At 70.9% G+C, this 20,991-nt stretch carries 22 protein-coding genes and 1 pseudogene; 13 read left to right on the top strand and 10 right to left on the bottom strand.

What is annotated here, in order from left to right:
- Positions 1-50: 50 nt before the first annotated feature.
- Entirely contained in the window at positions 51-2,381 is a 2,331-nt protein-coding gene (locus KIK05_RS30025; protein WP_214414242.1) for an ATP-binding protein, read from the bottom strand.
- 345 nt (positions 2,382-2,726) lie between these two features.
- Between KIK05_RS30025 and KIK05_RS30020 the strand changes: the two genes are divergently transcribed.
- Positions 2,727-3,212 carry a carboxymuconolactone decarboxylase family protein gene (locus KIK05_RS30020; protein ID WP_214414241.1) on the top strand — a complete coding sequence of 162 codons (486 nt, stop codon included), beginning with the start codon at positions 2,727-2,729 and terminating at the stop codon, positions 3,210-3,212.
- Between the two features lie 122 nt (positions 3,213-3,334).
- On the opposite strand, the gene KIK05_RS30015 is transcribed toward KIK05_RS30020, so the two are convergent.
- Complete coding sequence (locus KIK05_RS30015) at positions 3,335-3,985, bottom strand: TMEM175 family protein (RefSeq protein ID WP_214414240.1); 651 nt, start codon at positions 3,983-3,985, stop codon at positions 3,335-3,337.
- Between the two features lie 3 nt (positions 3,986-3,988).
- Positions 3,989-4,717 (bottom strand): SDR family oxidoreductase, encoded by a 729-nt coding sequence (locus KIK05_RS30010; RefSeq protein WP_250563701.1) that lies wholly within the window; start codon positions 4,715-4,717, stop codon positions 3,989-3,991.
- 49 nt (positions 4,718-4,766) lie between these two features.
- Between KIK05_RS30010 and KIK05_RS30005 the strand changes: the two genes are divergently transcribed.
- Complete coding sequence (locus tag KIK05_RS30005) at positions 4,767-5,015, top strand: alpha/beta fold hydrolase (RefSeq protein ID WP_214414239.1); 249 nt, start codon at positions 4,767-4,769, stop codon at positions 5,013-5,015.
- Between the two features lie 60 nt (positions 5,016-5,075).
- On the opposite strand, the gene KIK05_RS30000 is transcribed toward KIK05_RS30005, so the two are convergent.
- On the bottom strand, positions 5,076-6,068 hold the full coding sequence (locus KIK05_RS30000; RefSeq protein ID WP_214414238.1) for a GlxA family transcriptional regulator: 993 nt from the start codon (positions 6,066-6,068) through the stop codon (positions 5,076-5,078).
- Between the two features lie 72 nt (positions 6,069-6,140).
- Between KIK05_RS30000 and KIK05_RS29995 the strand changes: the two genes are divergently transcribed.
- Entirely contained in the window at positions 6,141-7,340 is a 1,200-nt protein-coding gene (locus tag KIK05_RS29995) for an MFS transporter (RefSeq protein ID WP_214414237.1), read from the top strand.
- A 37-nt stretch (positions 7,341-7,377) separates the two neighbouring features.
- On the opposite strand, the gene KIK05_RS29990 is transcribed toward KIK05_RS29995, so the two are convergent.
- Positions 7,378-8,340 carry a zinc-binding dehydrogenase gene (locus KIK05_RS29990; protein ID WP_214414236.1) on the bottom strand — a complete coding sequence of 321 codons (963 nt, stop codon included), beginning with the start codon at positions 8,338-8,340 and terminating at the stop codon, positions 7,378-7,380.
- A gap of 184 nt (positions 8,341-8,524) precedes the next feature.
- Between KIK05_RS29990 and KIK05_RS29985 the strand changes: the two genes are divergently transcribed.
- Positions 8,525-9,103: a TetR/AcrR family transcriptional regulator gene (locus KIK05_RS29985; protein WP_250563700.1), complete on the top strand. Its 579-nt coding sequence runs from the start codon at positions 8,525-8,527 to the stop codon at positions 9,101-9,103.
- Here the strand turns inward: KIK05_RS29985 and KIK05_RS29980 are convergent.
- Positions 9,072-9,725, bottom strand: coding sequence for a TetR/AcrR family transcriptional regulator (locus KIK05_RS29980; protein WP_214414235.1), 654 nt, complete (start codon positions 9,723-9,725; stop codon positions 9,072-9,074). The two genes, KIK05_RS29985 and KIK05_RS29980, sit on opposite strands and share 32 nt — an antisense overlap.
- Between KIK05_RS29980 and KIK05_RS49470 the strand changes: the two genes are divergently transcribed.
- Positions 9,610-10,071, top strand: coding sequence for a darcynin family protein (locus KIK05_RS49470; protein WP_372455620.1), 462 nt, complete (start codon positions 9,610-9,612; stop codon positions 10,069-10,071). The genes KIK05_RS29980 and KIK05_RS49470 overlap by 116 nt on opposite strands.
- Here the strand turns inward: KIK05_RS49470 and KIK05_RS29970 are convergent.
- Positions 10,054-10,896 carry a LysR family transcriptional regulator gene (locus KIK05_RS29970; protein WP_250563699.1) on the bottom strand — a complete coding sequence of 281 codons (843 nt, stop codon included), beginning with the start codon at positions 10,894-10,896 and terminating at the stop codon, positions 10,054-10,056. The two genes, KIK05_RS49470 and KIK05_RS29970, sit on opposite strands and share 18 nt — an antisense overlap.
- 72 nt (positions 10,897-10,968) lie before the next feature.
- Here KIK05_RS29970 and KIK05_RS29965 point away from each other — a divergent pair, with 72 nt between their 5' ends.
- A complete protein-coding gene (locus KIK05_RS29965) occupies positions 10,969-12,201 on the top strand; it encodes an MFS transporter (protein WP_214414232.1) in 1,233 nt (410 codons plus the stop codon).
- 58 nt (positions 12,202-12,259) lie between these two features.
- Here KIK05_RS29965 and KIK05_RS29960 read toward each other — a convergent pair whose 3' ends face one another.
- On the bottom strand, positions 12,260-12,934 hold the full coding sequence (locus KIK05_RS29960; protein ID WP_214414231.1) for a nitroreductase family protein: 675 nt from the start codon (positions 12,932-12,934) through the stop codon (positions 12,260-12,262).
- Positions 12,935-13,028: 94 nt separating this feature from the next.
- Here KIK05_RS29960 and KIK05_RS29955 point away from each other — a divergent pair, with 94 nt between their 5' ends.
- Together KIK05_RS29955 and KIK05_RS29950 are read left to right on the top strand one after the other, a co-directional pair.
- Positions 13,029-13,520: an Lrp/AsnC family transcriptional regulator gene (locus KIK05_RS29955; protein ID WP_214414230.1), complete on the top strand. Its 492-nt coding sequence runs from the start codon at positions 13,029-13,031 to the stop codon at positions 13,518-13,520.
- Positions 13,521-13,609: 89 nt separating this feature from the next.
- A complete protein-coding gene (locus tag KIK05_RS29950) occupies positions 13,610-13,939 on the top strand; it encodes a PadR family transcriptional regulator (protein ID WP_214414229.1) in 330 nt (109 codons plus the stop codon).
- A 115-nt stretch (positions 13,940-14,054) separates the two neighbouring features.
- On the opposite strand, the gene KIK05_RS29945 is transcribed toward KIK05_RS29950, so the two are convergent.
- Positions 14,055-14,945 (bottom strand): oxidoreductase, encoded by an 891-nt coding sequence (locus KIK05_RS29945; RefSeq protein WP_250563698.1) that lies wholly within the window; start codon positions 14,943-14,945, stop codon positions 14,055-14,057.
- A gap of 112 nt (positions 14,946-15,057) precedes the next feature.
- Between KIK05_RS29945 and KIK05_RS29940 the strand changes: the two genes are divergently transcribed.
- From KIK05_RS29940 to KIK05_RS29930, 3 genes are all read left to right on the top strand, one after another.
- Positions 15,058-15,975 carry a LysR family transcriptional regulator gene (locus KIK05_RS29940; protein ID WP_214414228.1) on the top strand — a complete coding sequence of 306 codons (918 nt, stop codon included), beginning with the start codon at positions 15,058-15,060 and terminating at the stop codon, positions 15,973-15,975.
- A 250-nt stretch (positions 15,976-16,225) separates the two neighbouring features.
- Entirely contained in the window at positions 16,226-17,506 is a 1,281-nt protein-coding gene (locus KIK05_RS29935; RefSeq protein WP_214414227.1) for a M16 family metallopeptidase, read from the top strand.
- A complete protein-coding gene (locus KIK05_RS29930; RefSeq protein ID WP_214414226.1) occupies positions 17,503-18,855 on the top strand; it encodes a M16 family metallopeptidase in 1,353 nt (450 codons plus the stop codon). Before KIK05_RS29935 ends, KIK05_RS29930 begins: the two co-directional genes overlap by 4 nt.
- A 103-nt stretch (positions 18,856-18,958) precedes the next feature.
- On the opposite strand, the gene KIK05_RS29925 is transcribed toward KIK05_RS29930, so the two are convergent.
- The gene (locus tag KIK05_RS29925; protein WP_214414225.1) at positions 18,959-19,555 is read right to left on the bottom strand and encodes a CGNR zinc finger domain-containing protein; all 597 of its coding nucleotides are present in this window, start codon (positions 19,553-19,555) and stop codon (positions 18,959-18,961) included.
- A gap of 230 nt (positions 19,556-19,785) precedes the next feature.
- On the opposite strand from KIK05_RS29925, the pseudogene KIK05_RS29920 reads away from it, so the two are divergent.
- Positions 19,786-20,064, top strand: a pseudogene (locus KIK05_RS29920) (carboxymuconolactone decarboxylase family protein); the annotation flags it as partial.
- Complete coding sequence (locus KIK05_RS29915) at positions 20,061-20,966, top strand: phosphotriesterase family protein (protein WP_214414223.1); 906 nt, start codon at positions 20,061-20,063, stop codon at positions 20,964-20,966. The pseudogene KIK05_RS29920 and the gene KIK05_RS29915, both read left to right, overlap by 4 nt.
- The last annotated feature ends 25 nt before the right edge of the window (positions 20,967-20,991 follow it).

The raw sequence follows: 20,991 nt of genomic DNA, 5'->3' as shown, positions 1-20,991 counted from the left end.
GGCGCCGCGCGTGCCACCGGACACCTGTTCCGCAGGTCAGGCGTTCGCGGCTAGGCTCGTGCCGGATCATGTTCGCTGACCCAGACCGCGATCCGGGTACGAGAGTCGAACCCGAGCTTGTCGAGGATGTGCTCGACGTGGCCTTCGGCGGTGCGCTGGGCGATCACCAGGGACATCGCGATCTCCTTGTTGCTCAGTCCCTGGGCGATCAGCCGGGCGATCTGCGTCTCCCGCGCCGTGAGCGGTGGTAGCCGGTCGTGCCCGGCCGATGAACCGGTGCCGGCCGATCGCTCGTCCAGGGCGTACGCGAGTGCCTCGTCGTAATCCAGTTCGGTGCCCATGACGAACTCCGCGTGGAACGCCGACTCGCCGAGGGCATGCCGTGCCCGGGATTTCGACTCTTCACCGTACGCGGCGAAATGAAGGTACCCGGACAACGGAGGCCCGCCGATCCTTGCCCAGAGCGTATCGAGGATCCCGTACAGCCGGGCCGCGCGCTGGAACCGGCCTTGCGCCGTGGCGATCCAGGCGAGTATCTCCAGGTCGAGGCCCACGCCCCGCTGATCGTGCAATGAGCGGTTGAACCGCAGAGCCTCCGACACGAGTGCGGCCGCGTGCCGCATGTCCCCCTGCTGGCAGACCGCGATGCCGAGTACGGCCGACATGTACGCCTTGTGCCAGCGCTGGCCATGCCGGTCGCATATCGCCAGCGCCTCCTGCCCGATGGAGATGGCGAGCGCGTGTTCTCCCGTGGAGCAATAGGCGACGCAGAGACGGATGAGCGCCTCGACGACCCCCAGCGGGTCGTCCAAGGCGCGGAAACGGCTCACCGTGTCCTCAAGGAGGGCGATCGCGGAGACCGCATCCCCTCGTCCCAACGCCAGCAGCCCCTCGCCCAAGGTGACATAGGCGAGGGCCATCGAGTCCTGATGTCCGTTCGCCAGAGCCCGGCATTCCCGCAGCGTCGCCTCGGCGGAGGGGATGTCGGCCTGGATGATGGCCAGGATGCCGTCGGTCCACAACGCGTGGGCTCGCACGTCGCTGGGCTCGGTCTCGATCGCCAGTCCCCGTTCGAGCCAGGCGCGGCCTTCCCCCAGGTAGACGCCATTGATCCAGTGGTACATCAGGTCGGCGGCCATGGCCAGGCCGATCCGCGTCTGCCCCGGCTCGGTGTAGCAGTACTCCAGGGCGAGCCGCAGGTTCGTGTGGTCGGCGTCCAGGAGTGCGAGCCAGGACATCTGTTCCGGGCTCGAGATCCGCGCCCGGGTCTCGCTCGCCAACCGGCGGTAGTGATCTCGATGTCGCCGGCGCAGCATCGCCGCCTGCCCGGACTCCTCCAGCTTCTCCCGCCCATGGTCGCGGATCGTCTCGAGGAGGCGATACCGGACGACAGCGCGATCGTGCTTGGGGATCAGGATCGATTTGTCGACCAGGCTGCTCAGCAGGTCGACGATGTCCTCGCGGGCGAGCCCGTCACCGGCGCACACGGTCTCCGCCGCCTCCAGGTCAAGGTCTCCCGCGAAGATCGACAAACGGGCCCACAGCAGCCGCTCCTCGTCCGTGCACAGCCCGTGGCTCCAGTCGATCAGCGCGCGCAGCGTCCGATGATGAGGCGGCAGGGCTCCCGGACCGGGGAGCAGCCCGAACCGGTCCTCCGACTGAGCGAGCAGCCGATCGAGCGAAAGTGTCCGTAGCTGTGCTGCCGCCAGTTCGATGGCAAGCGGGATCCCGTCGAGTCGGCGGCAGATCTCGACCACCGCGTCGCCGTTGGCCTCCGTGACGGCGAAACCGGGCGCGGCGGCTTCGGCCCGCTCCGCGAACAGCCGCAACGCGTCGGACCGGGCGAGCAGTCCAGCCGGCCGCGCGCGATCCGGCAATGCGAGGGGCGGCACTTCCAGCAGTTGCTCACCGGGGACCCGTAGCGACTGGCGGCTGGTCGCGATGATCCGCAGATCCGGCGCCGACCGCAGGGCCGCCCCCGCGACGACGGCGCACTCGTCCACCATGTGCTCGCAGTTGTCGAGGATCACCAGCACCCGCTTGTCCTTCAGGTGGCCGGTGAGCACTTCCAGCGGTGGCCGGGCAGTGTGGTCGTGGACGCCGAGCGCCTCGACCATCGCCGGTGCCAGGAGTTCCCGGCTGCGCAGCGCGGCGAGGTCGACCATCCACACTCCGTCCGGGAACGCGCCTCCCAGAGTCGCCGCGGCTCGTGAGGCCAGTCTCGTCTTGCCCACGCCACCCGGACCGGTCAGCGTCAGCATGGGTGAGGCCGACAGCATCCGCTTGATCTGGGCGATCTCCCGTCGGCGCCCGACGAAACTCGTTCTTTCCGCTGGGAGGCCGTGTATCCGCCTCCGCGTGCCGGTGTCCCTCGTCACCATCACCCACACCGCCATGCTCGGTGCCGCCGAGCCGCCCGTACCCCGATGCCCGCGACCGACGCCCCGCCCCCGTCAGGTGGGCGCCCAAAACAGCTGGTCAGAACACCATACGTTCCGAGTGCGAGCCCTGGCGCCGAGCCCTCGCCCCGCCATGTGACGCGCGTCACCCACCTCGGCTGTCACAGGGATCGGGGCGCCGGCATCTCTTGTACGACCGGCCACGACAGCAATGCCACCAACCGGAGGGGCGTCATCGTCGGCCGGCGCGGCGGTGACTGCCGGCCCGGTCACCTCGGATGACTCCCCAACGGCCGACATCTCCCTTCGTACACTGAGGAGCACGTCATGGAACCCCGTTTCGACCTGATGGCCAACCAGCTCGGCGCCAAGATCGCCAAGCGCATGTACAACGTCGCCCTGGCGATCGTCCAGTCGTCGCTGCCCGAGGCCACCCAGAACCTGGTGATGCTGCGCGCCAGCCAGATCAACGGCTGCGGCTTCTGCGTCGACTACCACACCAAGGACGCCACCGCCGCCGGAGAGGACTCCACCCGGCTGAACCTGGTCGCCGCCTGGCGCGAGTCGACGGTGTTCACCGACGCCGAGCGCGCGGCGCTGGCGCTCACCGAGGAGGGCACCCGGATCGCCGACGCCCACCCCGGCGTGTCGGACGAGACGTGGGCGAAGGTGCGCGAGCACTACGACGACGACCAGATCGCCGCGCTGGTCTCCCTGATCGCCGTCATCAACGCCAACAACAGGCTCAACGTGATCGTGCGCAACCCGGGCGGCTCCTACCAGCCCGGCCAGTTCGCCGGCATGGCCAACTGACCAGCGGGACGGTCGTCCCGGGTCCTGCCCGTGGTCGGCCGCGGGCGGGGTGACCTCCGTCGGAGGCTCCCGCCCGCGCCCGTCCAGGAGCACGTGTCGTTCCCCAGGGCCGGGCCGGTGACCTAGTCGGTGACCTGCTCCTGTCCTTCCAACTGGGTCCGGGCCGTGGGAGCGCGGCGTCCGGCGATGAAATACACCACCAGCGCCGCCGCGACCGCCAGCGAGCCGATGGCGCTGACCGGGGCGACCAGCGCGGCCACCGCGTACCCGACCGGCCCCACCAGGGACTGCCTGCGCCGTCCGGCCGCGATCGCCTGTGCTCTCGGGTGCAGCAGGGCCGGGCGGCGGCACAGATGGTGCCACAGCAGCGTGAACCACGCCGAGGTCAGCGCCATCGACACCGCGTAGAACAGGGCCGCCGCGCCCGCGTCCTGTCCGAGCAGGTGGTTGCCCAAGGTGGCCGTCGGCAGCGGCAGGAAGCTGATCGTGGCCAGCATGCCGAGGTTGAGGAACAGGAGCGTGCGGTCCACCCGCCGTACCTGGTGGAAGAGGTTGTGGTGGTGGATCCACGCGGTGCCGATGATCAGGAAGGTCACCAGGTACGCCGCCAGGGCGGGCCACTCGTCGCGCAGCGCCTGCCACACCGGTTCCCCGGCGGACGGGGCCTTGACCTCGATGATCAGCAACGTGGTGGCGATCGCGATGACGCCGTCGCTGAAGGCCTGCAGCCGGGCCGGGCTGATGTACCCGTCCGGCCCTTCTTCTTCCGGCATGGATCAGCGTCCGGTGGCCAGGCTCAGGCCACCGTTGACCTCGATCACCTGGCCGGTCATGAACGCGTTGGTGGCGGCGAGCAGCACGGCCTGGGCCACGTCCTCGGCCTGGCCGACCCGGCCGACCGGCAGCGCGGCGGCGTGTTCGGCGAACATCGCCTCCCGCTGCTGCGCGGGCACCTTGTCCCACCAGGGCGTGGCGATGATGCCGGGGGAGACGGCGTTGACCCGCAGGGGCGCCAGTTCGGTGGCCAGCGGCCGGATCATCGCCTCCAGTGCCCCGTTGATCGCGGCCAGGCCCGCCGTGCCGGGCAGGGCCGCCCGCGCGGAGCTGGCGGTGATCAGGGTGGCCGAGCCGTGCTCGCGCAGCCGGGGCAGGGCGGCCTGCAGGATGCGCACGTGGACCCAGAACTTGCCCTCGAACCCGCCGCGCAACTGCTCCAGGTCCAAGGTGGCGAACGGGCCCGCGCCCGAGCCGCCGCTCAACGCCAGCACCAGGTGGTCGTAGGCGCCCTCCTGGGCGAAGAAGTCCCTGACCGCCTCGTCGGAGGTGCCGTCCACCTGCCGGAAGGCGACCTTGCCGCCGATCCGGGCGGCGGTCTCGGCCAGACGCCCCTCGTCCCGGCCGGTGATCACGACCTCGGCTCCCTGCTGCGCGAACAGCGCTGCGCTCGCCTCGCCGATGCCCGAGCTGCCGCCCATCACCAGTACTCGCCGGCCATCAAGCGTCATGTCGATCTCCTCACCCAAATTGTCTTCACCAGGGGTGGCGCACCAAACAATGGGGCAATCTACTCCGTCGGTCGACGGGCCGGCGGAGATCCGGCACCTGCTGCCCAAGATCCAGGCGCCTACGCTGGTGATCGGCTGTGCCAGGGACGCGCTGATCCCCGTCCACCACTCGCACGAGATCCACGCGGCCATCCCGGGCATCTCCTATGCCGAGCTGGACAGCGGGCACGTTGCGCGTGCCGAGCGGCCTGAGGAGCTCGTCAAGCTGATCCGCGATTTCACGGAGCCGGGAGAGTGATCGGCGCGCCCGGCCATAGGAGCCATCGCCGGCGCCGTACCGGCCACGTTGGAGCCGATATCAGCGGAAGGCGCGGCGGTAGGCGGCCGGGGTGGTGTTGAGGGCGGTGTGGAAGCGGCGGCGCAGATTGACCGCCGAGGAGAGACCGACGCGGGTGGCGATGGTCTCGACCGGCAGGTCGGTGTCCTCCAGCAGCGCGCGGGTGGCGGCCAGGCGGCGTTCCAGCAGCCAGCGGGCTGGGGGGACGCCGAGCTGGTCGGCGAACTGGCGGGTGAGGGTGCGGCGGGAGACGCCGGAGAAGGCGGCCATGTCCTCGACGGTGATGGGCTCGGCCAGGTTGGCGAGCAGCCATTCCAGCAAGCCGGCCAATGAGTCCGGCATGGGGCCGGTCGTCGGGAGAGGAGGGTACTGACGCTGGCAGCCTTCGCGGTACGGTCCGGCGGCGAGCTGGCGGCCGATGCGCATGGCGTGGGACGCGCCGTGCTCCTGGAGGACCTGGTGGAGGCAGAGGTCGAGGGTGGCGGCCGAGGCTCCGGCGGTGGCGACGTCGCCGTGGTCCACGTAGATGACGGTGTCGTCGGGGAGGATGCGGGGGTGGCGCGCGGCCAGGTCGGCGATGAGTTCCCAGTGGACCGAGGCGCGGCGGCCGTCGAGCAGGCCGAGGGCGGCGGGGATGTAGATCCCGGCGCAGACGGCGACGATCCGGCCGCCTCTGGCGTGGACTCCGGCGACGGCGTCGAGGACGGCGGGCGTGGGGGCGACCGTCCAGCTGGCGATGACGACGGTGTCGGCGGTGTCGAGGGCGTCGAGACCGTGTTCGACGTGGATGGGGGCGCCGAGGGTGGTGGCGAGCGGGCCGGGGCGTTCGGCGCAGAGGCGGAAGCTGTAGTGCTGCGGGATCTCGTGACCCTGGTAGCCGAAGACCGCCGACGCCGCGGTGACCGGGTAGAGCTCCTGGTTCGCGCCGACCAGGGCGACCACGCGGTGCGGGTTGGGCGGGGGAGGCGGTGGGGGGCACACCGGGAGCTTGGCCAGGGGTGGAGCTGAGCGCATGGCGCAAATGTACCTAATGATGTCATCTGGGACACCAGTGCTCTGATCTCGCAATACCCAGAATTGTTGCTCATGTGGACGAGGAACTTCACCCTCTACTTCAGCGCCCGGACGATCTCGCTGCTCGGCGACGCCATGATGCCCGTCGCCACCGCACTCGCGATCGGCCGGGTGTACGGCATCGCGGGAGTCGGCTACGCGCTGGCCGTCTGGACCGCTTCCGCTGTCCTGTTCATCCTCTTCGGCGGGGTCTTCGCCGACCGTTTGGGCGCCCGGACCGTGATGATCGGCGCCGATGTGGTGCGGATCTTCACCCAGGGCGCGGTGGCGTTCGCCTTCCTCGACGGCGCTCCGCCGTACGCCCTGTTGCTGGTGACGGCGTTCTTGTCCGGCGCGGCGGCCGGGATGTTCGAGCCCGGGGTGAACGGGATGGTACCGCTCGTCGCCCGGGACCCGCAGCGGGCCAACGCCACCCTGAAGATCGCCGAAGCGATCACCCAGCTGGCCGGGCCGGCGCTGGCCGGGATCCTGGTGCTGGCGGCCGGTCCGGTCATCGTCTACGCGTCGGACGCGGGAACGTTCCTGGTCAGCGCGGTGTGCCTGCTGCTGGTCCGCGTCGCCGTACCCAAGCCGGAGCCGTCGAACGTGCTGAGCGATCTGCGCCGAGGGTGGCACGAGTTCAAGGCCAGGAGCTGGATGTGGTCGGTCATCCTGGTCTGGGTGTTCTGGGGGGTTCTGGTGGTCGGGCCGTACGTGCCGCTGTCGTCGCAGGTCATCGGGGCCGACTACGGCTGGGTGATGGCGGCGCTCGGCCTGGGCACGGTGGTCGGCGGGCTGGTCGCGATCCGGCTCCGGCCGCGCCGGCCGCTGGCGGCGGGAGCGGTGGCATTGTCCGGGTACGTGGCGGTGCCGCTGACGGTCGCCCTCGGGTCGCCGCTGCCGGTGCTGATGGCCGGGCACATGCTCGGGGGGTGCGCGTGGGCGTTCTGGTCGGTGATGTGGTCGACCAGCGTCCAGACGCAGGTCGCATCGGACGTCCTCAACCGGGTCTCGGCCTACCAGGTGGCCGGCTCGGTCGCGGGCATGGCGGTCGGCCAGGCGCTGGCCGGACCGGCCGCCCTGCTGGTCGAGCCGCGGACCTTCCTGCTGGGCTCAGCGACGGTGACCGTCGGCGTGGTGGCCGCGCTGCTGCTGATCAGACCGGTACGGGAACTGGGCCGTCAGCCTGCCGGAGCCCGGCCGGTCTCGGTCTCGGCCGGCGTGCCGACGTAGTCGGACGGTAGTGGCGGCCGGTTCTGCCGGCCCTGGACTACGGGGTCAGCACGATCCTTCCGAAGACTTCACCGGCCTCCATCTTGTGGTGCGCCAGCGCGGCTCGGTCCAGAGGGAGGACCTCGTGGACCACTGCCTTCAGGTCGCCGCGGACGGCGGCCGCGAAGTGCTCACCGCGTACGGCACGCCGTTCGGCCTGGGGGACGGTGGCCGCGCTGAAGGTGGCGAAGGACAGTGATCGCTGGAACGCGGCCATCAGCTCGGCGCCGAAGGTGGCCGGCGGCCGGCCGGCGACGGCGCCGACAGCGACCAGGCGCCCGTTCGGCTCCAGCCGGTCGAAGAACGCCGGCATGTCCGGGCCGGCCGCGACGTCGATGATGACGTCGTAGCCCGAGGGGGCGTCCGCTGGGCCGTCGCCCAGGCGGTCCAGCACGTGCGTCGCACCCAGGCGCCGCAGCCGCTCACCGCGCTCGGGCGAGGACGTGGTGACGGCGACCGCTGCGGCGCCGCCGCGGGCCGCCAGCTGGACCGTCATGATGCCGAGGCTTCCGGCCGCGCCGCGTGCCAGGACCGATTCGCCGGGCGCGAACCGGGCGTGCGCGAGCCCGAAGTGCGCCACGACGCCCGCGCTGCCGAGCGTGACCGCCTCGACGGCGGACAGATCGGCGGGCAGAGCGACGATCTCCTGGACTGGGACGACGGCTTGTTCCGCGTATCCGCCGCCCGTGCCAGTGGCTCCCCAAACCCGCCGGCCGACCCAGGAGGCCTCGACGTCCTCGCCGACCGCGGTGACGACACCGGCCACTTCGCCGCCCGGGACATGTCCTTCCGTATAGCCGTAGGCGGCCAACGCACCACTGCGGATCATGGTGTCCACGCCACCCACACCCACGGCCTCGGTGGAGATCAGCACCTGTCCCGCGGCGGGTGCCGGTGCGGGCAGATCGACGAGCGCCAAACCTTCAGGCCCCCCGTACGCCTTGATCATGATTGCCTTCACGTCGCCTCCACGTCCTCAGAGTGATCGAACGGCGCGTTCCTCTTCCCGGCCATCGGCCGGCGCCGCGCCACAGCCGCGTTCCGCCGGCCGGGGCTCGTGCTGCGGCACACGCCCGCGGCCCCGCGGGGCTCTAGGCTCGTAACGGTAAACGGACACGAGTGGCCGATCGGGCGAAGTGAGAGTGATGACCACCGGAATGCCTCAGGCTCTGCGCGCCGACGCGCTGGACAACCGCGAGCGCATCCTCAGCGCGGCCAGGGCGTTGTTCTCCGCCGAGGGCCTGAACGTGCCCACACGGAAGATCGCCCGGCGCGCCGGGGTGGGGGTCGCCACGTTGTACCGCCGCTTCCCCACCAGGCAGGACCTTGTCACCGCTGCCTTCACCGACCGGCTGCGCGCGTGCCGCGCCATCGTCGACGAGGGATGCGCCGCACCTGACCCGTGGCACGGCCTGTGCCTGGTGATCGAGAAGATCTGCGAGTTGCACGCACGGGACAGGGGCTTGACCGAGGCGTACCTGTCGGCCTACCCGCAGGCCGCCGAGGTCCCCGCCGACCGTGAGCACACGGTCAGGGCGGTCGCCGAGCTGGCCCGGCGGGCCAAAGCGGCGGGACGGTTGCGTGCCGACTTCGTGCTGGACGATCTCATCCTGATGCTCATGGCCAACAAGGGGATCCACGCCGCCTCCAGCGACGCCCGGGTTGCGGCTTCCCGGCGTTTTGCGGCCTTTGTCATCGAGGCCTTCGAGGAACGCCCCCGGTGAACAATCCCGCGTCGTCGTGGGTGTCGAGGTGGTAGTAGGCGCTGAGGAGGGGCCAGGTCTGCGCGGCCATTTGGGCGGCGGTTCGCCGGCCTTGGTGGTGCAGCCAGTGGGTGGCCACGCCGATGAGGGCGCCGGCGGTGAAGGCGGCGGTGATGTCGTGGGGGACGGGCCGGGAGGGACCGTCGGTGTCGGCGTGGTCGAGATGGTTGAGGATGACGTCGGTGAAGCGACCGCGGATGTGGTCGGTGACGCGTGCGCTGCCTTGGGGGCCCAGGAGTGCGCGGTACAGGCCTGCGTGTTCGGCGAGGCTGGCGAAGAAGGCCGTGAGTGACTCGGTCGCCTGCCGGGCCAGGTCGGGGGAGCCGTAGGTGGGGGCGGGCAGGGATTCGATCAGGTGGTCGATCATGGCGGTGCAGGCGTCTTCGGCCAGTTCGTGGACGTCGCGGTAGTGGTCGTAGAAGGCCGAGCGGCTGACTCCGGCGCTTTCGGCGACGTCGGAGACGCTGATGCGGGGCAGGTCCTGTTCTTCCACGAGTTGGATCAGTGCGCGTGCCAGGGCGGATCGGGTGCGGCGTACGCGCCGGTCACTCGGTGGGGTGGTGCTGTGTCTGGTGGTGGCCACGTCTTCCAGCATATCGAACGGCTACAGGTGTAAGTTTTCTTACAACTGTAGCTTAATGTGCGGCGCTCGGGAACGAGCTCTGTCGGTCGAGCAACGAATGGACGTCTTCAGAACCGAGATCGTCCCGGCGATCACGAGCAAGGTCCAGGGCGTCCGGTCGCGGTTCTACGACACCGAGTTCTACTCGGCACGCGTGACCGACGCTGGGTGTGGGAGGTGCTCTGGACGGCCCGGATGGACGGTGCGGACGGCTTCGGGACGGCACGGGGCCGCACCGGCAGGTGAAGCCGGTGCGGCGCGGCGGCGGGTGTCAGTCGATGCGGTGGTCTCAGATCATGCGTCGTAGCGCGGTCTCCACGGCATCGATCAGCGGATCACCTTCGGTTCGCGGGTGCCGTGAGAGACCGAGTTCGACGTCCGGCAGGGCGGGCAGGGCGTCCGCGTCGTGGCAGGCCATGACCGGTTCGAGGTTGGCGGGCATGAGCGCCGCGGCGCCGAGCCCGGCCCGTACCGCGGCGAGCACACCGACCAGGCTGTTGCTCTCGAACGCCACCCGCCAGCACCGATCGGTCCGTTCCAGCGTTTCCAGCACTGCCGTCCGCCAGGAGCACGGGTTCGAGAACAGCACCACCGGCAGCGGATCGGCGGCCACGTCCATGCCTTGGCCGATCGCCCAGACCAGCGGGCGGCGTGCCGTCCAGCGCGGCGGCCTGGGCAGGTCCGGCACCGCGTCGAGCACGAGTTGGACCCGGCCCGCGTCGTAGGCCTCCCGCATCGCGGCGTTGGAAAGGCTGAGCACCTCCAGCGTCGCGCCGGGGTGCAGCCGGGCGAGGTCGGCGAGGGCCTGCGGAAGCCGGGACGCGGCGAGGTCTTCGAGCAACCCGACGCCGCAGTGGCCGGTCAGCGCGCCCCCGGTTTCGGTGAGGGCCTGCGCGGAGAGCGAGAGAATGCGTTCGGCGTACGGCAGGAGCTCCTCACCCGCCCGGGTCAGCGAGACGCCGGACGGCGACCGGTGCAGCAGCGGGCGGCCGACGGTGCTCTCGAGCTTGCGCAGCTGCTGGCTGAGCGCCGGCTGGGTGTGTCCGAGCGCGGTCGCGGCGCGGCTGATGCTGCCCGCCCGCACGGCCGTGACGAACGACCGCAGCAACGCGATCTCAAGATCTCGGGCCATAAGCATTCATTATGTCACCCCCAATAAATCAACCGCTTCCTATGACGCGACGGATGATCTAGCGTCGCGCAGGTGACCGGATACCGACAGGTGCTCGCCTTGCCAGGGATGGCGTCGCTGCTGGGCGTCTCGCTGCTGGCCCGTGTCGCGATCACGGCCGACATGACGGCGCTGACGATGTATGTCGTGCTGGGCCTGGACATGAGCTACGCGGCAGCGGGCGGTGTCGCGGCGGCTCTGACCGCGGGGACGGCGCTGGGCGGGCCGCTGCTCGGCCGCATGATGGACCGGCGGGGCCTGCGTGCCGTGCTGCTGCTGACCGTCGCACTACAGCTCGTGTTCTGGCTGAGCGTGCCGATCCTGCCGTACACGATCCTGCTGGGCGCCGCCTTCGTGGCGGGTCTGCTGATGGTGCCGGCCCCGCTGGTGACCAGGCAGGCGATCGCCGCGATGACGGCGGCGGGACAGCGCCGGGCCGCGTTCGCGCTGGAATCGGTGCAGGGCGAGCTGTCGTACATGGTGGGCCCGCCGATCGTGATCCTCTGCGCGGCGAAGTCGTCCCCGGGCGTGGTGGCATGGGGCGTCGGCGCGGCGATCGTGGCGGGTGGAGCGGGGATCGCCTTGCTCAACCCGCCGGTGCGTGCCGAGGGCGAGGCGGATGCCGACACGGTCCCCCGTCCCCCTCGCCGGGAGTGGCTGGGCCGGGGCATGATCGCCGTTCTGGTGATGGCGTTCGGCACCACGATGCTGCTCGGCGGTACCGACCTGGCCATCGTCGCCACCCTCCAGGAAGCCGGCGAGGTGTCCTGGGCCGCCGTGGTCGTGGCGGTGTACGGCGTGGCCTCCATCGTCGGCGGCCTGGTGTACGGCGCGATCCCGCGGCCGCTGCCCACGTGGCTGCTGCTCGGTCTGCTCGGGCTGGCGACCGTTCCCGCCGGACTGGCCCACGATTGGCCCTGGTTGTGCGTGGCCTGTGCCGGTGCCGGGCTGCTCGCCGCGCCGACTCTTTCCACGGTGGCCGACACGGTGAGCCGGCTGGCGCCGGCCGGCGTCCGCGGCGAGGCGACAGGTCTGCAATCTTCGGCGGGGAGCGTGGGTTTCGCGCTCGGAACCCCGATCGTCGGGGTGGCGATCGATGTCTCCGTGCCAGGGAGCGGCTTCGTGACGGCCGGGCTGGCCGGCCTCGCCACCGCGCTGACCGGATGCCTGCTGTCCCGCCGCTCACCCGCCCGAACGCGGCCTCCGCTCGACGATCCCGGCCTCGACCTTGAGCCGTCCGGCGCCGACGCCCGGCCTCGCGCGTGAGGTAGGCGCCGCGCCTGCGGTTCCCGCGCCCGTCCTCCGCCAGAGTTCGGACCCGTTCTCAGGGCAGGCGGACCAGGGCTTCGGTCAGCGGTTTCCTGGACAGGTCGGGCACCTCGGCGTCCGGGGCGGCGTACCCCACCGGGAAGAGGATGTACGGCCGCTCGTTGGCGGGGCGCTCGCAGATCTCACTGAGGAAGGCCATCGGGTTGGGGGTGTGGGTGAGCGTGCACAGCCCCATGACATGGAGGGCGGTGACGAAGAGCCCGCAGGCGATGCCGACGCTCTCGTTGACGTAGTAGTGCCTGCTCCTTCCGCCGTCGCCGTGCAGCCCGAACTTCTCGGCGAAGCACACCACCAGCCAGGGCGCCACTTCGAGGTAGCCCTTGTCCGAGGTCGTCTCCAGCGGCGCCAAGGCCGTGCGCCACTCCTGCGGCAGCCGGCCGCCCTCGTAGTTCTGGCGCTCCTCCACCTCGGCCGCCTCGCGCACCCGCCGCTTGATCGCGGGGTCGCCGATCACCACGAACCTCCACGGCTGCTGGTGGGCGCCCGACGGCGCGGTGTTGGCGGCGCGCACGGCCCACGCGACGCACTCGTACGGCACGGGGTCGGGGCTGAACGCGCGCACGCTGCGCCGCCGATCCACGATGCGATAGAACTCCTCGCCGCGCCGGACCATCTCACCGGGCTCGTGACGCTGTGGCCGATAGGGGATGAAGGGATGCCGATGCTCCATGAGATCCGAAGTCTCGGCGACTGGAGCGGATCTGACAACAGAGGTCCCTTTATGCTGTCGATCTGACAGCTCAAAGGGGATTCAGGTGACGAATATGCCGACGCGCCGCCGCAGTCTCGACGAACTCGACGTGCGGGTCCTCCAGCTGCTCGCCGAACGGCCGCGCAGCGGCCTGCTGGAGATCGCCCGGCTGCTGGGGGTGGCACGCGGCACCGTGCAGGCCCGGCTCGACCGCATGATCGCCGACGGTGTGATCATCGACTTCGGCCCCAACCTGTCACCCCCGGCGCTCGGCCACCCGGTGCAGGCGTTCACCACGCTGGAGGTCGACCAGAGCGTCCGCGAGCGGATCTCGGTGACGCTGGAGGCCATCCCCGAGCTGCTGGAGGCCTACATCGTCACGGGCCCCGGCGACGTGTGGTGCCGGGTCGCCGGCCGCGACCACGAACACCTCCAGCAGGTCATCGACCGGATGCTGGCCATACCCGGAGTACGGCGCAGCACCACGGTGGTCACGCTCTCCACGGTCGTACCGCACCGGACGGGCCCGCTGGCGGCCGAGGCGCTGTCAGCCGAAGGCCGGTAGCGACGTGGCGAACGGGTCGCCGGACTCGGTAGTCAGCGTTACTGTATACCAGTAGTAAGCAGCACCGAGTAGCTGGAAGGGGGTGTTCCATGGGCAAGCAGATGACCGAGATGCTCAAGGGAACGCTGGAGGGCATCGTCCTGGCGATCCTTTCCGGCCGGCCCGCCTACGGCTACGAGATCACGGCATGGCTGCGGGATCAGGGCTTCTCCGACATCGCCGAGGGCACCATCTACGCGCTGCTGGTCAGGATCGAGCAGCGCGGCCTGGTCGACGTGGAGAAGGTCCCGTCCGAGAAGGGGCCACCGCGCAAGGTGTACTCCCTCAACGCTCAGGGACGGCAATACCTCGAAGAGTTCTGGAAGACCTGGAGCTTCCTCGCAGAACGGCTCGAACAGCTCCGCAAAGGAGGCGGATGACCATGGCCGGCAAACCCGTCCTCGACGTAGCCGATCGTGATGGCGTGCGGCGGGGCGGCGGAGCGGGCGGTGAGCGCCGCCTGCTGAGCCGTGTGCGAAGGAGCGTGGCCGATCGTCAAGCCGGCCGGGGAAGGGACGACTCCTCGTCGAAGTCCGTCCCCCGGCTGACGGACTCCCAGGCCAGGAACTCGGCTCGCTCGCTGTCGAGTGCCGCCGAGATCCCGTCCGCGGCGTCGTTGCCCAGAGCGAGGCGCAGCGGGGTCCGCTCCGCGTCGAGCGCGGCCAGGATCGCCGAGGCCGCCTTCGCCGGATCGCCCGGCTGACGGCCGTCCGTGCCCGGCAGACCGGTGCGGAGGGGGCCGACGACGTCGTCGTACGCCGCGATCGGGGCCGACTGCAGCAGCGCGCCATTCCCGGCGAAGCCGGTACGGAAGGCGCCGGGCTCGACGATCAGCACCTTGATCCCGAACGGCGCGACCTCGGCCGCGAGCGACGACGACAGGCCCTCCAGCGCGAACTTGGTCGCCGAGTAGGCGGAGACCCCGGGGAAGGAGAACCGGCCGCCCATGCTCGACAACTGGACGATCGCCCCCGAACCCTGACGGCGCATGTGCGGCAGCACCGCCCGGGTCAGCGCTGCCGGACCGAAGAAGTGCAGATCCATCAGGTCGCGCAGCTCGCGGTCGGTCGTCTCCTCGACCGCGCCGATCAGACCGCGCCCGGCGTTGTTCACCAGGACGTCGACGCGGCCGTACCACAGGACCACCTCGGCGACCACGGCGGCGACGCGGGCGGTGTCGGTGACGTCCAGCTCGACGGCGACGACGCGGCCCGGATGCGCGGCGACCAGCTCGTCCAGCGCCTCCGGCCTGCGGGCGGCGGCCACCACGGTGTCGCCCGCGGTGACGGCCGCCTCGACGATGGCCCTGCCGAACCCGGACGACGCGCCGGTGACCAGCCAGACCTTGCCCGCCGCCTCACGCGTGGGGGTGCTCTCGTCGCTCATTTCGATCTTCTCCTACGGTCGGGGACGAACGACATCATTTATGCCGGTGAGTGGTGCCGGGCGTCCAAGACAGAAGATCGCTGGAGCCATAAAGGGCGTTTATGATGCCTGGATGGAGCTGCGACAGTTGCGGTATCTCGTGACGATCGACGAGGTGGGCAACCTGGGGCGGGCCGCGGAGGCGCTGTACGTCAGCCAGCCCGCGCTGTCGTACGCGCTGAAGAACCTCGAGTCCGAGCTCGGAGTCCGGTTGTTCGACCGGCACGCGGGAGGGGTGACCGCCACGGCAGCCGGGCGGGACGTGGTGACCGAAGCCCGCCGCACGCTGGAGCAGGCCGAACGCGTGACGGCCACCGCCGAGCGGCACCGTCGCGGGGAGACCGGCGTGCTGCGGGTGGGGTTCGAGGCCAGCGGCGCCGGTGAGCTCACCACCCGGGCCCGCGCGGAGTTCTCCCGCCGCCACCCTGGCGTGCGGGTCGAGCCCAAGCGGTTCGACTGGGGACAGGAGGTCAGGGCTCTGCGCGACGGGCGGGTGGACATCGCGTTCGTCTGGCTGCCCGCCGACCTCACCGGCCTGCACGCGGAGGTCGTGCACACCGAGCCGAGGGTGGTGGGCCTGCCCGCCGGTCACCCGCTGGCGTCCCGGGACGGCGTGTCGGTGCTGGAGGTGAACGACGAGCCCCTGATGTGGACCGAACGGGCGCCGCGCGAGTGGGTCGACTGGTGGGCGGTCAACCCCCGCCCGGACGGGTCGGCCCCCTGCTGGGGCCCCACGAACGACAACGTCGAGGAGATGCTGGAACAGGTCGCCGAGGGCGCCGCCATCTGCTTCGCCCCGGCCAGCATGTCCCTGTACTACGCCCGCCCCGACCTCTCCTGGATCCCCCTGACGGACGTCGAACCCCTGCGCGTGGCCCTGGCCTGGCCCGAAGGCCCCCAGAGTCCCCTCGTCCAGGGCTTCGCCCGGGTCGTCCGAGAACTCGCCACCGCGGCGGTACCCGGGGCACAGCGAGGAACCAGGAGATCATGAAGTACTCCGGACGGGCGGCCGTGACCATGACGGTCGGACACTAGGCCGATACGCGAGTGCGCCTCCAGGACATGATCGCCAGCCCTCCCTGCGACCGCGCGGGCCTTCACCGTGGTCAAGGCCGCCGGCCGGCCGTGGGCGCCCCGGCCGAGGTCCGCGCCGGCGGCCGCGTCATCGACGCCTGCCTCGGCGGATCCCCCGACGTCCTGCACCGCAGTGACCAGTCTCACCTTGAAGGGACAATCAGTTGATGACGACACCTGCCCTGCGGCACCGGCACACGTTGGCCAACGGCCTGCGTGTGGTGATCGAAGAAGACCACGACACGCCCGCGGTGGCAGTCAACCTCTGGTACGGCGTCGGCTCTCGCCACGAGAGGCCGGGGCGTACCGGATTGGCGCACCTGTTCGAGCACCTGATGTTCCAGGGCTCGGCGAACGTCGCGGCAGGCGAGCACTTCGCCCTCCTCGACGCGATCGGCGCCCAGCTGAACGCCACGACCTCCCATGACCGCACGAACTACTTCGAGACCGTGCCGACCCAGGGCCTGGACCTGGCGCTGTGGCTGGAGGCCGACCGGCTCGGCGGGCTGCTCGCCGCGCTCGACCAGACCGGGCTGGACAACCAGCGCGACGTCGTGCGCAACGAGCGCCGCCAGCGGATGGACAACCAGCCGTACGGCACCGCCTGGGAGCGGCTGTTCTCCGCCACCTTCGACCCCGGTCACCAGTACCACCACATGCCGATCGGCTCCATGCAGGACCTGGCCGACGCCACCCTGGACGACGTCCGCGACTTCTTCCGCGGTCACTACGTGCCCGGCAACGCCGTGCTCTCCCTGGTGGGCGACGTGGACACCGAGGAGGCGCTGGCCAAGGTGGAGCGCTACTTCGGCGGCATCGACGCCGGAGTGCTGCCGCCGATCAAGCCTCCGCAGCCGGCGCACCGCCGTACTCCCCAGAGGATCGACGTCACCGACGAGGACGTCCCCAACTCGGCGGTCTTCCTCATGTGGCCGGTTCCCGCCGACGGCTCCGAATCCTGCGACCACCTCGACCTGGCCGCGCAGATCCTGACCGAAGCGAACAGCAGCAGGCTCAAGCAGGAGCTGGTACGGCGGCAGCGGGCCGCGACCTCCGTGTACGGCGGTCTCAACCGCATGGTCGGCGGACGCTCGGTCTTCACCGTCATGGCGATGGGCGCCGATGGCGTCGAACCCCAGCACCTGCTGGACCTGGTGAACGAGACCGTTCAGCGGCTCGGCCAGGAGACGCCGGGTGAGCAGGAGCTCGAGTCGGCCCGCGCCAACTGCGAAGCGGGCTACCTGCAGGCCACGCAGGACCTGGCGGGGCGAGCCGACTCGCTCTCGCACGGAGCGTGCCTGTTCGGCGACCCCGGATACGACGAGACGACGCTGGAGGCGATCCGCGCGTGCGACGCCGACGACGTGCGCCGCACCGTGAGCGACTGGCTCGACCCCGCAGAAGCGACCGTGCTGACCTACCGCCCCCGAGAGGACGCCGCCCGATGACCACCCAGCTCGCTCCCCGCCCCACGGTCGCCCCGCCGCCCGCCTACACCTTCCCCACCCCCCGCACGCGAGTGCTGGGCAACGGCCTGACCGTCGAGCACTACCCCTCCCGCAGCCGGCTGATCACGCTGACCCTGGTCACGCCCGCCGGGACCCTCGCCGAGCCCGCCGGATCGGAGGGCATCGCCATCGTGGCCGCCACCCTGCGGGACGAAGGCACCGCGCGTCACACGGGCGAGCAGTTCGCCGCGGCACTGGACCGGATCGGCGCCTCCTACGAGACGCGGGTCACCGACGGCGCGACGCTGGCGATCCTGCAGGTGCCGGTGGCCGGACTCGCGCCCGCCCTGGGCCTGCTCGCCGAGACCGCGATGCACGCCACCTACCCGGAGGACGAATTCGAGCGGGTCCGGGCCATCGTCACCGACCGGGCGAACTCCGCGCGACTCAACCCCGGCATGCGCGCCAACCAGGTGCTGCACGCCGCGTGCTTCCGGCCCGAGGACCGCGCCAGTCTCCCCGAATCCGGCGTCGCGACCTCTTTGAAGCGCCTGACCAGGGACGACGTCGCCGCCTTCGACCGTGCCAACCTGCTGCCCGAGCAGGCGACGCTGCTCGTCGGCGGCAACGTGGCGCCCTCGGCGCTGGATGACCTACTCGACGAGACGTTCTCCGACTGGCGTGGCAAGGACCGGCGAGCTGTCACCACGCGCACCGCCGACCCGGCCTCGCCCCGCGTCATCGTCGTGGACCGGCCCGGATCGGTGCAGACCGAGATCCGGCTCGGCCTCGTCGGGCCCGGCCCCTCCGATTCCCGCTACCCGGCGCTTCGGGTGGCCACCCACGTGCTGGGCGGGTCGATGAACTCCCGGCTGTCAGCGGTGCTGCGCGAGGAGAAGGGATACACCTACGGCGTGCACGGCTGGCTCCGCAGCCTGTCGAGCAGGGGACAGTTCATGATCGCCACTCCGGTCGACACGCCGTCCACCGGCCCGGCCGTCGCCGACCTCGTCTCCATCATCGAGACGATGCGGGCCGACGGCATCACCGAGGCGGAGTGCTCGGGGGCGGTCGGCGAACTGCTGCTCGGCGCGCCGCTGGAGCTCCAGACCGCGGCCGCCGTGGTCAACCAGCGCGCCATGGACATCGCCCAGCGTTTGCCCGCCGGGTGGTTCAACGAGCACCGCGCCGCGCTCAAGCAGGTCTCCGCCTCCAGCGCCTCCGCGGTGTTCGCCGGGCTCGTCGCGCCGTCCGCGCTGTCCGCGGCGTTCGTGGGGGACGCCGAGAAGATCATGCCTGAACTGGAGGCCGTTTTCGGCGGCTCTGCCATCACAGTGGAGCCGTTCTGACGGTCCTCGGGGAGCACGTCCGGGCGGCCGTCCTGGGGACGCCGCCCGGAGGGTTCCCGCCTCATCTCGATCGATCTGGAGATCGCCGACGGCGGCCTTCTCCTCACCGCGCCGGCGTCTGATCGTCATTCGACTGCGCGGCGGCGGCGTTGCGGCGGGCACGGAGCGCGCGGACCCGTCCCCGGCTGGCGCACGCCGGGGACGGGCACCAGCGTCGGCGCCCCGGCGGGTCGGTGAAGACGCCTCTGCAGTCATCTTCCGGGCAGCTCTTGAGAGCCAGGCGATCAGAGCCGGTCATCTGGTCCACGGCCTGGCGGGCGATCCGGGCCAGGGCGTGCACCGTCGTCGCCGGGGGCTCGCGTCGCAGCCGGTCGTCGGCGGCGAGTCGTACCGGGTCGTCGTACTGGGCCAGGAACGCGGCCAGGTCCGCCACGGCGTCCGCGGGCGGGGGCTGCTCGTCGACGGTGGCCAGGGCCAGTGCCCGCAGCGTCTCGCGCAGCTTCCACGCCCGCTCCAGGTCGTGCTGATCGGGTGGCCGCGTCGGCGACAGCTCACACCGCTCCAGCCATTCGGTGAGGCGGCCGGGCGTGGCCAGCCGCTCCACCGGGTTCGGGCTGAACGTGCGCCCCCTGGTGGCGAGGAGGTTCAACCAGACGGCACCGCAGTCGAAGCGGAAGGCGAGCTTGTCCTCTTTGGCCATGAGACAAGAGTAACGCTTCAACCGTTACCCAGGTTGTTGTAACGTCTGATGCGTTACAGAACGAGAAGTGAGGGTGTCACCATGACGACGAGCCAGGAAATGGCAGAGCAACTGACCCCGGCGCGGCTGGATCGCGACGAGGGTTACCGGATGCTGGATCTTCTCCAGGACGAGGCGACCCGGCAGGCGACGCTGCCCGGTCTCGAGCGGATCGCCCCGGGTACGCCGACTGGATCGTCACCGCCTTGTTCGGCGGCACCTACCTGCGCGACGGGTTGTCGCTGCGCGACCGGCAACTCGTCAACCTGGCCGCGCTCACCGCGGTCGGCGGCGTGGACCCGCAGCTGTCCGGTCACGTCAGGACCGCGCTACGGGTCGGCATGACCCGCCAGGAAATCGTCGAGGTCTTCGTACACCTGGCGCCCTACATCGGCGTCCCCAAGGCGCTGGCCGGCCTCAGGGTCGCCGCGGCCGCCCTCACCGATGCGGAGCAGGAGGCCGGACGATGACGGCGGCGATCCGGACCGTGCTCGGGGACATCCCGCCCGAGGAGCTGGGGGTCTGCGACGCCCACGATCATTTGTTCATCAGTTCGCCGGCACTGCCGGGCCAGGAACTGGACGACGCGGCGGCCGCGCTCACCGAACTGAACGCCTTCGCCGCTCTCGGCGGCCGGGCCGTGGTGCAGTGGACACCGTGGGGGATGGGGCCACGAACCGAAGAGCTGCCCGCTCTGTCCCGGCAGTCCGGTGTGCACGTCATCTCCGCCACCGGAATGCACCAGGGCAGGCACTATGACCCGGGTGAGCTGGAACGCGTCCGCGGCACGCTGGCCGACCTGTTCATCCGCGAGCTGACCAGCGCTCCCGTCAAGGCGGGGATGATCAAAGTCGCCGGAGCCCATCACCACCTCGACGCCCACGCCCGACATGTCATGGCGGCGGCCGCCGAAGCCCACCACGCCACCGGCGCCCCCATCGGCGTCCACCTGGAGGCCGGAAGCGCCGCCCTGGACGTGATCGACCTGCTGTGCGGGACTCACGGGGTCCCCCCGCACCGCGTGATCCTCGGGCACCTGAGCCGATTCCCGGACACCGGAATCCACCGGCGGGCCGCCGAGGCCGGCGTGTTCCTGGCCTTCGACGGTCCGTCACGGGCGCATCACGCCACCGACTGGCGCCTGCTGGACAGCCTCGCGGCCCTCGCCGACGCCGGCCACGCCCATCAGGTCCTGCTGGGAGCCGACACGGTCACCCGCAGCGCCCGATCCAGCGCCGACGGGCCAGGCATGCCGTTCCTGCTCAGCGGCCTGCGCCCGCGGATCGAGCGGGAACTCGGCCCGGATTTCGCGTCCGCGATGTTCACCGAGAATCCGGCCCGCGCCTTCGCGGTGCGATGGCGACAGCCATAGCGACGAGGGCTTGAGTACACGCCGT

Origin of the sequence: Sphaerisporangium fuscum, assembly GCF_018531465.1 — a bacterium.
GTDB classification, from domain to species: domain Bacteria; phylum Actinomycetota; class Actinomycetes; order Streptosporangiales; family Streptosporangiaceae; genus Sphaerisporangium; species Sphaerisporangium fuscum.
This window is presented reverse-complemented; position numbering and strand designations above follow the sequence as displayed.

Excerpts from the sequence above, each read along its gene's own strand:
- KIK05_RS30005 (WP_214414239.1), top strand. The coding sequence starts at position 4,767 with ATGGGGCAATCTACTCCGTCGGTCGACGGGCCGGCGGAGATCCGGCAC.
- KIK05_RS29995 (WP_214414237.1), top strand. The coding sequence starts at position 6,141 with ATGTGGACGAGGAACTTCACCCTCTACTTCAGCGCCCGGACGATCTCG.
- KIK05_RS30020 (WP_214414241.1), top strand. The coding sequence starts at position 2,727 with ATGGAACCCCGTTTCGACCTGATGGCCAACCAGCTCGGCGCCAAGATC.
- KIK05_RS29985 (WP_250563700.1), top strand. The coding sequence starts at position 8,525 with ATGACCACCGGAATGCCTCAGGCTCTGCGCGCCGACGCGCTGGACAAC.
- KIK05_RS30025 (WP_214414242.1), bottom strand. The coding sequence starts at position 2,381 with ATGGTGACGAGGGACACCGGCACGCGGAGGCGGATACACGGCCTCCCA.
- KIK05_RS29915 (WP_214414223.1), top strand. The coding sequence starts at position 20,061 with ATGACGGCGGCGATCCGGACCGTGCTCGGGGACATCCCGCCCGAGGAG.
- KIK05_RS30015 (WP_214414240.1), bottom strand. The coding sequence starts at position 3,985 with ATGCCGGAAGAAGAAGGGCCGGACGGGTACATCAGCCCGGCCCGGCTG.
- KIK05_RS29940 (WP_214414228.1), top strand. The coding sequence starts at position 15,058 with ATGGAGCTGCGACAGTTGCGGTATCTCGTGACGATCGACGAGGTGGGC.
- KIK05_RS29925 (WP_214414225.1), bottom strand. The coding sequence starts at position 19,555 with ATGGCCAAAGAGGACAAGCTCGCCTTCCGCTTCGACTGCGGTGCCGTC.
- KIK05_RS29970 (WP_250563699.1), bottom strand. The coding sequence starts at position 10,896 with ATGGCCCGAGATCTTGAGATCGCGTTGCTGCGGTCGTTCGTCACGGCC.
- KIK05_RS29950 (WP_214414229.1), top strand. The coding sequence starts at position 13,610 with ATGGGCAAGCAGATGACCGAGATGCTCAAGGGAACGCTGGAGGGCATC.
- KIK05_RS30000 (WP_214414238.1), bottom strand. The coding sequence starts at position 6,068 with ATGCGCTCAGCTCCACCCCTGGCCAAGCTCCCGGTGTGCCCCCCACCG.
- KIK05_RS49470 (WP_372455620.1), top strand. The coding sequence starts at position 9,610 with ATGCGGGGCAGGTCCTGTTCTTCCACGAGTTGGATCAGTGCGCGTGCC.
- KIK05_RS29960 (WP_214414231.1), bottom strand. The coding sequence starts at position 12,934 with ATGGAGCATCGGCATCCCTTCATCCCCTATCGGCCACAGCGTCACGAG.
- KIK05_RS30010 (WP_250563701.1), bottom strand. The coding sequence starts at position 4,717 with ATGACGCTTGATGGCCGGCGAGTACTGGTGATGGGCGGCAGCTCGGGC.
- KIK05_RS29955 (WP_214414230.1), top strand. The coding sequence starts at position 13,029 with ATGCCGACGCGCCGCCGCAGTCTCGACGAACTCGACGTGCGGGTCCTC.
- KIK05_RS29935 (WP_214414227.1), top strand. The coding sequence starts at position 16,226 with ATGACGACACCTGCCCTGCGGCACCGGCACACGTTGGCCAACGGCCTG.
- KIK05_RS29945 (WP_250563698.1), bottom strand. The coding sequence starts at position 14,945 with ATGAGCGACGAGAGCACCCCCACGCGTGAGGCGGCGGGCAAGGTCTGG.
- KIK05_RS29930 (WP_214414226.1), top strand. The coding sequence starts at position 17,503 with ATGACCACCCAGCTCGCTCCCCGCCCCACGGTCGCCCCGCCGCCCGCC.